This window comes from Collinsella sp. AM41-2BH (assembly GCF_003468085.1).
GTDB lineage: Bacteria > Actinomycetota > Coriobacteriia > Coriobacteriales > Coriobacteriaceae > Collinsella.
In genome coordinates this window covers 83,324-97,278 of record NZ_QSGH01000004.1, presented here as the reverse complement: position 1 = coordinate 97,278, position 13,955 = coordinate 83,324, and the positions used below count along the sequence as shown (strand labels likewise).

Sequence of the window (13,955 nt, the reverse complement as noted above, 5' to 3'; positions counted from 1 at the left end):
CCACCATGCAATACCGGCACCTATAGATTGCGTGCGACAGCCGGGCAGACCCAACCGTCGCACGCCTCAACATGCCGTATTCACTTGTGCAGGAGCACTACCCTACGCGCGGATAACCTTGTCGACGTTTTGCAGCTGCAGCTCGTCGCCATCCTGACCCTCGATGCGCGCGTTCTGCAGGTCGAGGACTTTCACGTTCTGCGCGATGATGCCCTGGCGCACCATGGGCTCCACGCCGCAGGCCATGGCCGGCACAAAGGGCTCGGCATCGGCGGCAAAGGTCACATGGACATCTTGGAACGTCAGGCGCGTCACCTTGCTCTCGGGAAGGCCCGTGATATAGGCCGCGGCCGCATGGCAGTTGGTGGCCTCGATATCGCAAAACGTCGTGGCGCCAAAGCCGGGCGTACGGTCGTCGACGGGCAGCGCCTCACGAGACTGCACGTAGTCGGTCTTGCCGTCCTTGTCGCAGAAGTAGAACGAGTTGACCACGAAGGGCGTGAGCACCTTATCCATGCGAATGTGCTCGAAGGTGATGCCCTCGTTGACGGCGTCCTTGCCGCGTCCGCGGCGTGTCTTGACGCGCAGGCCGCGGTCGGTGCGCTCAAAGAGGCACTTGCTCACGGTGAGGTCCTTGATGCCGCCGGCGGCCTCGGATCCCAGCACCACGGCGCCGTGGCCGTCGTGCATGTAGCAGTGCGAGATCAGCACGTCGTGCGTGGCGGGACGGAGCTCGGGTTCAATGCCCAGTTTGCCGCTCTTGATGGCGATGCAGTCGTCCCCCACCGAGAACTGACAGCCAAGGATGCGGACAAAACCGCAGATCTCGGGATCAAAACCGTCGGTGTTGTGGGAGTTCTTGGGACCCTCGATGGACAGGCACAGGGCATCGACGTGCTCGCACAGAATGGGATGGATATTCCACGCCGGGCTGTTGCGCACGGTAAAGCCGGCAAGGCTCACGTTTTCGCACTCGGACAGGAAAATCATGCGCGGGCGGGCGACCTCGCGGCCCTCCTCGGGACGGAAGATGTTCTTAAAGTCCTTGTTCCACCAGTTGTCCTCGGCAAAATCGGTCTGGCCGTCGATGGCGCCGCGGCCATAGATGCACACGTCGTGCACGCTCAGGCCCGTAAAGGTCGAACAGTAGGTCGAAAAGCTCTCGCCTTCCCAGCGGCCCAGGGGCAGCATGTCGGTGCCGGCATACCCGGCGCCCTCGTCGCCCGTGACCGTGCCCGGAATGTAGGCAAGCGCCGCGCGGTCGTGACGGGCCAGCAGCACCGCGCCCTCGGCAAGCTCGATGTTGATATTGCTTTTAAGGAAGAGGGACTTGATGCGGTAGTTGCCGGCGGGGATCAGCACGCGCCCGCCCTTGGGGCAGGCCATGATGGCAGCTTGAATATTGGTGGTGTCGTCGTGCTCGGCATCGCCCTTGGCGCCGCAGTCGCGAACGTTGATGGTAAAGGGCTCGGCCGGCGTGGTGACGCCCACGCTCAGCTCGCGCTCGCCGCAGACAAAGCGGATCAGGTTGCGCTTGCCGGGAACCAGGCCGTCAACATAGGTCTCGACCGTGTTCGTGGTACCGGCGGGCTCTTCGTTGACAAAGATCTCCCACGTATCGGCACAGGTAAAGTAGCCGCCATCGTCAAGCTCGATAACGGCCGCACGCGCGTTGCGCCAGATAACGTTCGTCTCCATGGGTCTCTCCCTCAAAGGTAATCAGAAGTTCATACTACTCTTTTTTAAAAAAGGGCCGCACCCGCCGGCGGATCTCCGGTGGCACGGCCCTTTGGTTTGGACGATGCGCCTGCCCTACTCGGCGGGAATTACGCTGCCGTCCTGGAAGCCAACATTGTTGTGGGCAAAGCAGTCCTCGTACTTAAAGCCGGAGAGCTCCTCGCAGAGTGCCTTGACCTCGGGCTTGACGTCGGCCATCTTGCCACCCTCCTTGACACGGTGGATCTCGTCGCAAAGGATGTCGCACTGTTCCTTGTCAATCTTGATGCCGCGGGCAAGGACGGCCGCGAGCAGGAAGAAGCCGGCGCAGCCGATGAGCATGTAGCCGCAGATGTACAGAGGCACGGTGGCGGGCTGGGTCACGGCATCGCTGTTGCCGGCGGTCTGAATGAAGCCGGAGGCAGCAAGGACGATAGCCCATACGTTGACGGCAACAGCCTGGGCGATCTGCTGGCAGAGCTGCTGAGCGGAGCTGTAGATGCCCTCGCGACGACGCAGGGTGATGAGCTCATCGACATCGGGGATGTAGTTGAGCAGAACATCGGGCAGATACTGGAAGCCAACGTAGAAGAACTTCCAGATGGCGAAGATGATGGGGTAGGCGATCATGGCGATGGCGACCGTGGAGGTGCCGTTGATCTGACCAAAGGCGAAGTAGTTGTAGGCGATGATGCACGCGGCGCAACCGACGTTTGCCAGGTACCAAGACTTGTGGAAGCCCTTCTTGGCCATGAGGGCGACCCAGATGGCGGTGCAGACGATAGCGACGACCTTGCCGGGCATCTCCATCACGGACTCGTAGGACTTAGGAATCTGCAGACAGTAGACGATGAAGAAGGACAGGCACGCAGACCAGCAGGCAGCGGCGAGCTTCGTGGAGACCTGCGCATACAGGACCTTGCGGAAGGACTTGTTGCGGAAGGTAGAGATAACGTCGATGAAAAACTTCTTGATACCCTCGCCGACGCTCTCGATCTTCTCCTGAGCGACCTCCTCGGGGGTGTGCTCCCACGTAGACAGGTACACGCAGAGCAGCGAGATTGCCATGACCGAAGCGTTAATCGTAGCAATAATGAAGTAGCTGAACGGGTTGGTCTCGCCGAAGGTGCCAAAGCCAAAGCCGACGAGTGCTGCCATCAGGAAGCCGGCGGCGTTACCAAAGAGGTGCTTGTAGCCGGTGAGGTACGTACGCTCCTTGAAGTCATCGGTCATCTCGATGGTAAGCGGCGACAGGTTGGCGGTGCAGAACGTGTACGCGACGTTGTAGATCAGGTACAACACAAAGTAGTACGGGAAACCAAACGGCGTAGCCACAAAGATGAGCGGCTCGGCGACCATCATCGGGATAGCCAGCAAGATCCAGAAACGGCGGCGGCCAAAGATGCGGCCGATCTTGGTAGCGTAGAAGTTATCGGCCACAAAGCCCATGAGCGGGCACAGAATGGCGTTGAGATAGATGGCGAACGAGCTGATCAGCGCAGCCTCGCCTGCGGACAGACCACACTCCGTGGACAGGAACAGCACCATGTAGCTGTGCGTAAAGCTCAGGGCACCGGAGTTGAGCATGCCGCCCATACCAAAGCCCAAGCGCGTCCAGAATGTGATCTTGCGCTTTTTACCGATCTTGTTAGTCATCGAGCTCCCTCTCTTTTCTCGATTGTCTTGTAACAAGACATTGGAGTCCATACCGATGTCTGTCTGCATATCGCCCACTCGTAGGGTGAACGTTTAGCTAGATTATGCGCGATTGCATATGATAGGTGAACGTTCACTTGTATATTATCCTTGAACGGTCGTTTTTTGCCGTTAAACGGATATCTGACTTGAAAAAAATCACGATTACATGGGTATTGAGTGGGTTTAAATTTGAGGTCGATTAGGTGAACGTTTATTGTTTTCGCCGCTCCCGTACCCTCAGGAAGACACGCCCGAACAGACAGAACAAACATGGCCCCGCCGGGAACACTCCCGACGGGGCCATGGTCAATAGCGCCCTATGCGAACCCATTTACCGCTACAGGCAGACGCCATCCTTCCAAATGCTGATCTCGTGGCAGCCGCGACGCTCGGCACTCGTAAGCTTGCCGCTCGCCGTGTCCAGCACCATCTGATACAGGTCGTCGGCAGCCTCGTCGAGCGTACGCTCGCCCGTGGCGACCACGCCGGCGTTAAAGTCCATCCAGTTGGCCTTGTGGTCGCACAGACGCTGGTTGGTGAACACCTTGAGTGTAGGCGCCGGTGCGCCAAACGGCGTGCCGCGGCCGGTCGAGAACAGGATTACGTGGCAGCCGGCAGCCGTCAGGGCCGTGGTGGATACCATGTCGTTGCCCGGACCGCACAGCATGTTCAGGCCATGCTTGGTAGCCTGACCGGCATACGGCAGCACGTCGACGATGGGGGCAGATCCGCCCTTTTGCACGCAGCCGCAGCTCTTGTCCTCGAGCGTGGTAATGCCGCCGTCCTTGTTGCCGGGGCTCGGGTTCTCATAGACGACCTCGCCGTGGCTGATAAAGTAGTCCTTAAAGCCGTTGAGCATGTCGGAGGCGGCATTGAAGACGTCCTGGCTTTCACAGCGATCGAGCAGAATGCTCTCCGCGCCAAACATCTCGGGAACCTCGGTGAGCACCGACGTGCCGCCGCGGGCGACAACCATATCGCTCACGCGACCGATCGTGGGGTTGGCGGTAATGCCCGAAAGACCGTCAGAGCCGCCGCACTTAAGGCCAATGACCAGCTCGGAGGCAGGAATGGGCTCACGCTTGGCCTGCTTGGCCAGGTCGGCAAGCTCGGACAGGATCTTGTGACCCTCGACCTGCTCGTCGGCTACATCCTGGCAGGCGAGGAATCGAACGCGCTCGCGATCAAAGTCACCGAGCTCGTCGAGTACCTGCTGGTGCGTGCAGTTTTCGCAACCGAGGGACAGGAACAGCACACCCGCAGCGTTTGCGTGACGCGAGAGCGCCACCAGCAGACGGCGCGTCTGGGCATGGTCGGCACCGGTCTGCGAGCAGCCAAAGGGATGCGGGAAGTAGTAAACGCCCTCCAGCGAGCCCTCGACCAGATCCTGAGCCTGCTCGCACATGGCACGTGCGACCTCGTTGACGCAGCCGACCGTGGGGATGATCCACAGCTCGTTGCGCGTGGCGGCGCGGCCGTCAGCGCGGCGGAAGCCCATAAAGGTCTCGGGCTCAACCGGCTCAACGACCGGATGCGTCGGGTTGTAAGCGTACTCGACCTCGCCCGAAAGGTTAGTCTTGACGTTATGAGTATGAAGCCACTGACCGGGCTGGATGTCGCCCGTCACGTGACCGATAGGAAGACCGTACTTGACGACGTCCTCCCCCGCCGCAATGGCACGCACGGCCATCTTGTGGCCCTGCGGAATATCCTCCGCGGCAACGACCTCGCCCACCCCGGGAACCGCGACGGCGGTGCCCTTGGCAAGCGGCGACAGCGCGACGATCACGTTGTCGGCCGGATTGATCTGGATAGTATTCATTACAAAGAGTCCTAACCCTACAGGTTGAGCAGAAGTCAGCGGGCGCCCGCCAGTTGCCCGGCGGGCGCACAGAAGGATTTAGGCCTGGGCGTTGGCAAACGCCTGCTTGGCGCCCTCGGCGCGCACAACGGCAAGCGCGTTGACGACAAACTCCTCAAGGCCGGCGATCTGCGTAAGGTCCTCGCCCCACATCTGCTCGTTGCTGAGCACGTCGTGCACCAGCTCGGCATCGTCTGCACCGGCGTGGGCGGCGTAGAAGTCGAGCACGAAGGCATCGTCCTGAGCGGTGTACTCGGTGCCGTCGGCGCGGCGCAGGTGCAGGCCATCGCCCTCGCGAGCAACGAGCTCCTGCGTATAGAAGGCAATGAGCGTAGCGAGGCTCGTCGCCAGGCACTTGGGCAGGTTGCCGGTCTCGGCAACATAGTCCTTGAGCGTGGGCAGGTCGCGAGCACGCCATTTGGCGGTTGAGTTGAGGCAAATGGAGAGCAGCGCGTGGTCGATAAACGGGTTGTCGAAGCGGTTCTCGACGGCGGCAGCAAAGGCCTTGCAGTCCTCGACGTCCAGGTCGGCGGCAAGCGTCGGGATGACCTCGTCGTAGAGCATGGTGTTCATGAAGCCGCGAACGGTCTCGTCATGCATGCAATCGCGCACGATGTCAAAGCCGGCAACCCAGGAACCCGGGACAAAGGCGGTATGGGCACCGTTGAGGATGCGGACCTTGCGCTTCTTGTACGGGGTGACATCGGGGGTAACAAAGACACCCGGCAGGCCGGCCTTCATGAAGGGCAGACGCTCCTTGAGCGACTCATCGCCCTGGATACCCCACATCTGGAAGGGCTCGCGCACGGCCAGGAAGGGATCCTCGTAGCCCAGGCGCTCGGCCACGGCAGCGGCCTCCTTGGGGTCGCGGATGCGGCCGGGGACGATAGTGTCGACGAGCGTGGTGCAGACGGTGCAGTCGTTGGCCATCCACTGCGAGAACTCGTCCTCCCAGCCCCAATCGCTTACGTACTGGTTCATGATGCGCAGCAGCTCCTCGCCATTATGGTCGATGAGCTCGCAGGCGAGCACGATGACGCCCGGCTTGCCGGCAGCCCAGCGGGTGTGAAGGACCTGGACAAGCTTGGCGGGGAAGCTCGCGGGCGGCATATCGTCGGCCTTGCAGGACGGATCGTAGGCAATGCCAGCCTCGGTGGTGTTGGAGACGATAATCTCTAGGTCGTCGGAGACGGCAACCTCCATCATGGCGCGGTAGTCCGCCTCGCGGTACGGATTGAGGCAGCGGCTGCAAGCGCTGATCACACGGGACTCGTCAACCGTGTTGCCGTTCTCCTTACCGCGCACCAGCACGGTGTACAGGTCGTCCTGGGCATTGATGCCGTCGGCAAAGCCAAAGGCGCCACTGATGGGCTGCACCATGACAACCTTGCCGTTCCAGCCGGTTGCCTCGTTGCCCATGTCAAAGAAGCGGTCGACGAAGGCGCGCAGGAAATTGCCCTCGCCAAACTGCAGAACCTTCTCGGGCGCGTCCTTGGGCAGCAGGTAGCCCTTGTAGCCGATCTTCTCGAGCGTCTCGTAGCTGATGTTCTCCATCGATGTGTCTCCTTAGGCGTTTGTTAGCGTGCAGGCAAAACGGGGGCGCCGCGTGCGGCAACGGCGCTCCCGAGTTCGGTGTGGTTCGATGCGGGTTTAGGCCTCGACGGTATCCAGGTCAAAGCCGAAGTAGCGGACCGCGTTGTTGTAGCTGATGTCGCGCACAATGGCTCCCAGCAGCTCCATGTCGGCGGGGTACTTGCCCTGCTCGACCCACTCACCGATCACGCCGCACAGCACGCGACGGAAGTACTCGTGACGCGGGTAGGACAGGAAGGAGCGGGAATCGGTAAGCATGCCCACAAAGTTGCCCAGCACGCCCTCGTTAGCCAGAGCCGTGAGCTGCTCGCGCATACCGATCTCGTTGTCGTTGAACCACCAGGCAGAGCCGTTCTGGATCTTGCCGGCGGTCGGAGCCCCCTGGAAGCAGCCCATCACGGTATCGATCATGGTGTTGTCGATGGGGTTCAGGCTGTACAGGATGGTCTTGGGCAGACCCGTGGACTCCTGGATGGAGTTGAGGAAATCGGCCAGCTGGTCGGACGGCGTGTAGTTGGAGATGCAGTCGTAGCCGGTGTCGGGACCGAGCTTGGCGAACATAGCGCGGTTGTTGTCACGCTTGCAGCCAAAGTGCAGCTGCATGGCCCAGCCAAGGCGGACATACTCGCCGGCGACAAACTGCATGAAGGCCGTCTTGTACTTGAGGACCTCGTCCTCGGTAAGCGGCTCGGCGGCAAGGCCCTTGGCAAAGATAGTCTCGATCTCGTCGGCGGTAGCCGGAACGTACATAACGTAGTCGAGCGCGTGGTCGGAAGCGCGGCAGCCCAGCTCGTGGGCAACGTCGTAGCGCTTGGAGATGGCGGCCTTCATGCCCTCGAAGTCGCTGATCTCAACGCCGGCAACCTTGGAGAGATGCTTGCAGTAGTCGGCGAACTCCTGGCCACGCTCGATGCGCAGGGCGGCATCGGGGCGCATGGCGGGAACGACCTGAACGTCAAAACTGTCGTCGGCGGCAATCTTCTTGTGCCACTCAAAGCTGTCGGCGGGGTCGTCGGTAGTGCAGATCATGCGGACGTTGGACTGCTTGATGAGGTTGCGGCAGGTAAAGCTGGCCTCGGCGAGCTTGGCGTTGGCAAGGTCCCAGACCTCCTGAGCGGTTTTGCCGTTCAGGACGCCCTCGTAGCCAAAGTAACGCTTAAGCTCCAGGTGGCTCCACTCAAAGACGGGGTTGCCCACGCAACGGCCCAGGGTCTCGGCCCACTTCTGAAACTTCTCGCGAGCAGGGGCATCGCCGGTAATGAAGCGCTCGTCGACGCCGTTGGCACGCATCAGGCGCCATTTGTAGTGGTCACCGCCCAGCCAAACCTCGGTGATGTTCTCAAAACGCTTGTCGTCCCAGATCTCCTTGGGAGAAATGTGGCAGTGGTAGTCAACGATGGGCATGCCCTCGGCAAAGTTGTGGAACAGCTCCTCACCGGTTTTGGTGCTCAGCAGGAAATCCTGATCGTCCATGAAGTTTTTCATCAAACAACCCCTTTGTTGGCGGAGCGGGCGCACAATGCGCTCGTTATCCTCTAGGTGAACGTTCACTATACTAATTCATTGCGCCTTAAAAGGTGAACGTTCACCTAACCACCATGGTGTGAACGGTCGATTTTGCCCGTTCAACGGTTACTGGAGCCGTAACTTGTATGTATTGCGAATTGGCAGGCGTCCCCGAATACCGAACTTGAGCGCTTTGGCCAGGTGGGTCATGTTCCGCCGTGCATTTTTGGGAGTATTCAGCATCGGAGCGCACCGCGCGCCGTCTTCGAAGCCCTATCTGATGCTCATATTGCGCCCAATCGGCATAAATAAATGCCCCCGATGGCGAATTACGCCATCGGGGGCACTTAAAACAGTCGTCCTAGCCCCTTTCGGGACACGCCATTGCTGAATACTCCAAAAAATGCACGTCGCAAGAGGGGGTACCTGACCAAACGGCTAAATTCCCGCAAGCTCGCAGTAGCGGTCGACGTTGCTGGCAAACACCATCTCCACAGCACCCTTCTGCACGGGCTCCGCCGGAGTTTTACCCCACAGCAAATACTCGCCCAAAGTCTTGGCGCCACGGTAGGCCAAGCTCACCGGGTCCTTATAGACAATATTGGTAAAGATGCCACGGCGCAAGGCCAAGGCGCTCTCGGGGAACAGGTCGTTGCCGATCACCATGACCTTGCCGGCCTTGCCGCTCGAAACAAGCGCGTCGGCGACCACCTCGGAACCAACGGCAAAAACGCTACAGATGAGCTCGGGAGCATCCGGCGCACTCAAGCGCTGCTCAAGCTCGCGCTCGAGCTGTTTGACTTGCGCATGGGCGCCGGCAAGGTCCTCAACCTGCCATGGAATATCGTGTTCGCGCAGGTAATTATGAAAGGCGCGGGCGGTCAGGTAGTGTGAATCGGTATAGGGGTCGCCCGCCAACAGGAGCACGCGGGCATCAGCCCCAGAAGCGTGGACCAGATTTGCCGCCTGCTCCGCCATAAGACTGCCCGCCGCGGAATAGTCCGCTAGACTGGCACCCAGGCGATCGAGGTGCGGGCGGTCGCCGTCTACGAGCTCGATTGTCACGCCCGCCTCGGCAATCTGCCTCAAGAGCTCGGTTGCGCGGTCATCACCCGGAACATAGGCAAGCAGGCCGTCAATCTTCTCGCCTACCTGCAGACGCTCATCAATCTGCTCGAGCGCATCGGCGTAGCCACCCACGCCAAATTCAACGCGCTCAACCGTAATGCCCCGGTCGATGACCTCCTGCTCAAAGCGGTTGCAGCCTTCCCAAAGGTAACGGAAAAAGTACGCCCCCTCGCACGATGCGCGGGGCAGGCAAAACACCAGGTTGATATCCTTGCGGCGCAGGCTCGAGGCACTTGTGTTGCGGTGGTAACCCATGGCCTCGGCCTTAGCATTCACCTTGGAGCGCACGGATTCGCTCACGCCGGCCTTACCCGTCAGGGCCTTGTGCACGGTATTGATGGAAACGCCAAGCTCGGCGGCTATGTCCTTCATGGTTACGCGAGCGCTCATGGGGTTACTCCGTTATAGATAAGTTGCCAATTAACAGTACAGGTAACGATACCCCAAAATCACTCTTCAACTCGCCGCGCTCGCCCCCAAATGTGCAAAGCGCCCCGCGAACGGATGCTCGCGAGGCGCTTGGACGTCTGGGGCCTATTTGACACCGCGGCCCAAGTCTTCGGCGATTTTGTCCACGCCCTTAAGTGCGGCGCACGTCTTTTTGTTGGAGCAATGTCCCGTGCAAACGCCACCTTGAGCGCAGTCGGCGCAGGTGCCCTTGCGATAAATGCGCACGCACACGGCGACAAACGCAATGCCGATAACGGCCAGCACAACAATATCGATAGGTGCCATAGCAAGCCTCCTCTAGTTAACCACCACTTACTTTACCCCATTCTCCATCTGCCAAAAAGGGACAGGTATATTTTGGTCGGTTTTATCTGCGGAAACGCCACATCTCCCCCACCAAAAAGCCCGAGTGTCGCTGGGACACCCGGGCTCGTGGAAAGGGGCTAATCCTTATTCGGACTTAAGCGGAAACTGCGGCGGAAGCGGTGTTGGTCTCATCCTCGTCGGTCCAAGCGTGCTTGGGCATGGGACGGAAGATCTGGAAGAGCATCGCAACCAGCAGCACGATGGCCACAACCGTCCAGATACCAAACTGGCCAAGGACAAGCAGGTTGTAGAACTGGTTGATGAACAGGCCGATGACCCAAGCGAAGGCGCACTCGTAGCCGATGGCAATCGCGGTCCACTTGCCGGAGTCCATCTGATTGCGGATAGTGCCCATGGCGGCAAAGCACGGGGCGCACAGCAGGTTGAAAGCGCCGAAGGCAACGCAGGCGCCCATAGTCGGGAACATGCCGGCAAACGCGGTCCACAGGCTCGGGTCGGTCTCGGCGGCGTCAGCAACCGACAGCAGCGAGCCGGCGGTGGCGACGACGTTCTCCTTGGCGACAAGGCCAGAAACAGTCAGCGCAGTTGCCTGCCAGGTGCTAAAGCCGAGCGGGGCGAAGATCCAAGCGACCAGGTTGCCGAGCATGGCAAGCACGGAGTAGTCCATAAACTCCTCGGGGATGCCGTCCATCGCAGGCAGGAAGCCAAAGGAACCGTTATAGCTACCAAAGTTGGAGAGGAACCAAACGACGACGGTGGACGCGAAGATGACCGTGCCGGCCTTCTTGATAAAGGCCCAGCAGCGTTCCCACACGTGCAGCGCCCAAGAGCGGATCGCCGGGAAGTGGTAGGCAGGAAGCTCCATAACGAACGGCGTCGGACGGCCGGCGAAGAGCTTGGTCTTCTTGAGCATGAGGCCCGAGGCGATGACGGCAAAGACGCCCAGGAAGTAGAAGAGCGGGCTGATCCATGCGGCGGTGGTGGAAGAATCGCCGATGATGGAGCCCATGAGCAGGGCGATGATCGGCAGCTTGGCGCCACAGGGAATGAACGTGGTGGTCATGACCGTCATGCGGCGGTCCTTCTCGTTCTCGATGGTCTTGGTGGCCATGACGCCGGGGACGCCGCAGCCCGAGGACACGAGCATGGGGATAAAGGACTTACCGGACAGGCCAAAGCGGCGGAACACGCGGTCCATGATGAAGGCGACGCGGGCCATGTAGCCGCAGTCCTCCAGGAAAGACAACATCACAAAGAGCAGGAACATCTGCGGCACAAAGCCGAAGATGGCGCCCAGGCCGCCGACGATGCCGTCGCAGACCAGCGAATCGACCAGGCCACCGTCCTCGGTGCCGCCCGCCACAAGGGCGTCGTGCACCACGGTGGTGATACCCGGGACATAGGGGCCGTACTGCGCCGGGTCGACCGAGTCGGCGTTGTCGCCCGCAGCCTCAACAGCTGCGTCATAGGCGTCGCGACCCTGACCGAGCACGTACCAGCCGTCGGTGCCGAAGAGTTGGTCGTTGGTGAAGTCGGTCACCGTGCCGCCGAGGGTAGAAACGGCGATGTAGTACACGCAGAACATGATGACCACAAAGATCGGCAGGCCCAGGATGCGGTTGGTAACCACACGGTCGATCTTCTCGGAGGTGCTCATCTTGGCCGGAGCCTTGGTCATGCACTCGTCGATAATGTGGGCAATCACGCCATAGCGCTCGCCGGTGATGATGGACTCGGCGTCGTCGTCGCAGTCCTGTTCGCACTGGGCGACCAGCTGCTCCACGCGAGCGGCCTTCTCCTTGGTAAGGTTGATGAGCTTGCAGGCGTCCGCGTCGCGCTCAAACAGCTTGACAGCGTAGTAGCGACGCTTGTTGGCGGGAACGCTCGCCGGCAGGTTGTTCTCGATGTGGTCCAGAACGTCCTCGATGGAGGAATCGAACTTGTGCTCCGGCACCTGGCCCTTGGAAGCAGCAGACTTCTTGACCTGCTCGAACAGCTCCGTGATACCCTTGTTTTTAAGGGCCGAGATCATCATGACCGGGCAGCCGAGCTTCTTGGAAAGCTTGTCCGTGTCGATCTTATCGCCGTTCTTCTCCACGAGGTCGGCCATGTTGAGGGCCACGACCACGGGCAGGCCGGTCTCGATAACCTGAAGCGCCAGGTACAGGTTGCGCTCGAGGTTGGTGGCATCGACCACCTGGACAACGACATCGGGCTCGCCGCTCATGAGGTAGTCGCGAGAGCACTGCTCCTCGGGGCTGTAGGGGGAAAGCGAGTAGATGCCGGGGAGGTCCGTGATGGTAACGTTCTTGTCGCTTAGGAGCTTGGCTTCCTTTTTCTCAACCGTGACACCGGGCCAGTTGCCAACGTAGCCGTTGGCGCCGGTGATCAGGTTGAAAAGCGTGGTCTTGCCGCAGTTGGGGTTACCCGCCAGCGCGACATGGATCTGAGAATCCGCCATTCAATCCTTCTTCCTTGTGTGCCCGCGCTGCTTTCTCCGCACGGGCTGGATAATGTGCTTCAACATCGCAAATTTAAGTTAGAAAAACCTAACTTTATCTGCATAAATAGTTGCCGCGAGCCCTTACTGGACCTCGACGACGGCAGCCTCCTCCTTGCGGATGGAAAGCTCGTAGCCGCGCACGTTGATCTCGACAGGATCTCCGAGCGGTGCAACCTTAACGACCTTGAACGAAGTGCCCTTGATGAGGCCCAGGTCCATAAGGTGACGGCGAAGCGCGCCCTCGCCATGAAGCTTGACGATGGTAGAGCTCTCGCCCACCTTAACGTCACCCAACGTCTTCATATTCTTTTCCCCCTTTCAGCTTTTATGAAATGCTGCGAACTAACCGACGGTCATGATGTGCATGGCGACCTTGGTATCGATACCAAAGCGTGCGCCCAGCACGGTGACGATGATATTGGCGCCACTCGAGCTCACCACGTGAACCTCACTGCCCTCGACAAAGCCGAGGTCCTTGAGGTGGTGCTTCATGTCCTCATTGCCCTTTACACGAGACACGTGCACGGTTTCGCCCGCTTTCACCATCGAAAGCGGCATGGCCGGCATCTGCGGTCCGCAAGACATGAGTGTGCTCCTAACGTCAGTTCGTCCTCAACATCGACGCAGCAAAAGTTAACCACGTCTATGTTCGCTACAGTAAACTAGCACGTGGTTAACTTTTTGGAAAGGGTCCCTATTCAGTTTTCGAAAAAGTTTCCCATATGAAACAGGTGTGACAAGGGGACAGCCCCTTTGTCACATTGTTGCGTTTAGAGGGAGAGGTTTCTGATCGACGTGACACACGAGGCCTCGTCTACGCCCGAAATGCGGAAGATGATGTCCTCGCCGCACTCGCCGTAGAGAGCCATGAGCCCCATTACATCGCGGCCGTCGGTATGGCGATCGCCGATGCTGACCGATACGTTGCTACGATGCTTGGCAATAATGTCATAGAGCAGCGCAACCGGGCGGGCATGCAGTCCCAACGGATCTTTAATCGTCTTTGTAAACTCGACCATGTCCCCTCCCACGGCATCGCACATTCGGCCGGCAAACCCAGCCACGTGGTAGTTATTGTAGCGTTAGATGCTTGTCGAGAGCTCCTCTGAACACCTCGTGGGCAAAAAGTGGCAAATATGAGTACTGTCACCAATTTAGTAGCAGCAAAATCGA

11 protein-coding genes are annotated in these 13,955 nt (G+C 59.8%); all 11 read right to left on the bottom strand.

Annotation, left to right across the window (positions count from 1 at the left end):
• Positions 1 to 102: 102 nt before the first annotated feature.
• Positions 103 to 1,698: a glycoside hydrolase family 28 protein gene (locus DW899_RS03355; protein WP_117800001.1), complete on the bottom strand. Its 1,596-nt coding sequence runs from the start codon at positions 1,696 to 1,698 to the stop codon at positions 103 to 105.
• A gap of 114 nt (positions 1,699 to 1,812) precedes the next feature.
• Positions 1,813 to 3,372 carry an MFS transporter gene (locus DW899_RS03350; protein WP_157758022.1) on the bottom strand — a complete coding sequence of 520 codons (1,560 nt, stop codon included), beginning with the start codon at positions 3,370 to 3,372 and terminating at the stop codon, positions 1,813 to 1,815.
• 379 nt (positions 3,373 to 3,751) lie between these two features.
• Positions 3,752 to 5,236, bottom strand: a complete 1,485-nt coding sequence (locus DW899_RS03345; RefSeq protein WP_117800000.1) for a UxaA family hydrolase — start codon at positions 5,234 to 5,236, stop codon at positions 3,752 to 3,754.
• Between the two features lie 78 nt (positions 5,237 to 5,314).
• Positions 5,315 to 6,829, bottom strand: a complete 1,515-nt coding sequence (locus DW899_RS03340; protein ID WP_117799999.1) for a tagaturonate reductase — start codon at positions 6,827 to 6,829, stop codon at positions 5,315 to 5,317.
• A 96-nt stretch (positions 6,830 to 6,925) separates the two neighbouring features.
• Positions 6,926 to 8,353, bottom strand: a complete 1,428-nt coding sequence (gene uxaC / locus DW899_RS03335; protein WP_117799998.1) for a glucuronate isomerase — start codon at positions 8,351 to 8,353, stop codon at positions 6,926 to 6,928.
• 459 nt (positions 8,354 to 8,812) lie between these two features.
• The gene (locus tag DW899_RS03330; protein ID WP_117799997.1) at positions 8,813 to 9,892 is read right to left on the bottom strand and encodes a substrate-binding domain-containing protein; all 1,080 of its coding nucleotides are present in this window, start codon (positions 9,890 to 9,892) and stop codon (positions 8,813 to 8,815) included.
• Between the two features lie 144 nt (positions 9,893 to 10,036).
• Positions 10,037 to 10,237 (bottom strand): hypothetical protein, encoded by a 201-nt coding sequence (locus DW899_RS03325; RefSeq protein ID WP_117799996.1) that lies wholly within the window; start codon positions 10,235 to 10,237, stop codon positions 10,037 to 10,039.
• A 175-nt stretch (positions 10,238 to 10,412) separates the two neighbouring features.
• Positions 10,413 to 12,740, bottom strand: coding sequence for a ferrous iron transporter B (locus DW899_RS03320; protein WP_117799995.1), 2,328 nt, complete (start codon positions 12,738 to 12,740; stop codon positions 10,413 to 10,415).
• Between the two features lie 123 nt (positions 12,741 to 12,863).
• The gene (locus tag DW899_RS03315) at positions 12,864 to 13,085 is read right to left on the bottom strand and encodes a FeoA family protein (protein WP_006234774.1); all 222 of its coding nucleotides are present in this window, start codon (positions 13,083 to 13,085) and stop codon (positions 12,864 to 12,866) included.
• A gap of 39 nt (positions 13,086 to 13,124) precedes the next feature.
• Entirely contained in the window at positions 13,125 to 13,367 is a 243-nt protein-coding gene (locus DW899_RS03310) for a FeoA family protein (RefSeq protein WP_231500839.1), read from the bottom strand.
• Positions 13,368 to 13,552: 185 nt separating this feature from the next.
• Positions 13,553 to 13,801: an HPr family phosphocarrier protein gene (locus DW899_RS03305; protein ID WP_117634215.1), complete on the bottom strand. Its 249-nt coding sequence runs from the start codon at positions 13,799 to 13,801 to the stop codon at positions 13,553 to 13,555.
• Positions 13,802 to 13,955 lie beyond the last annotated feature (154 nt).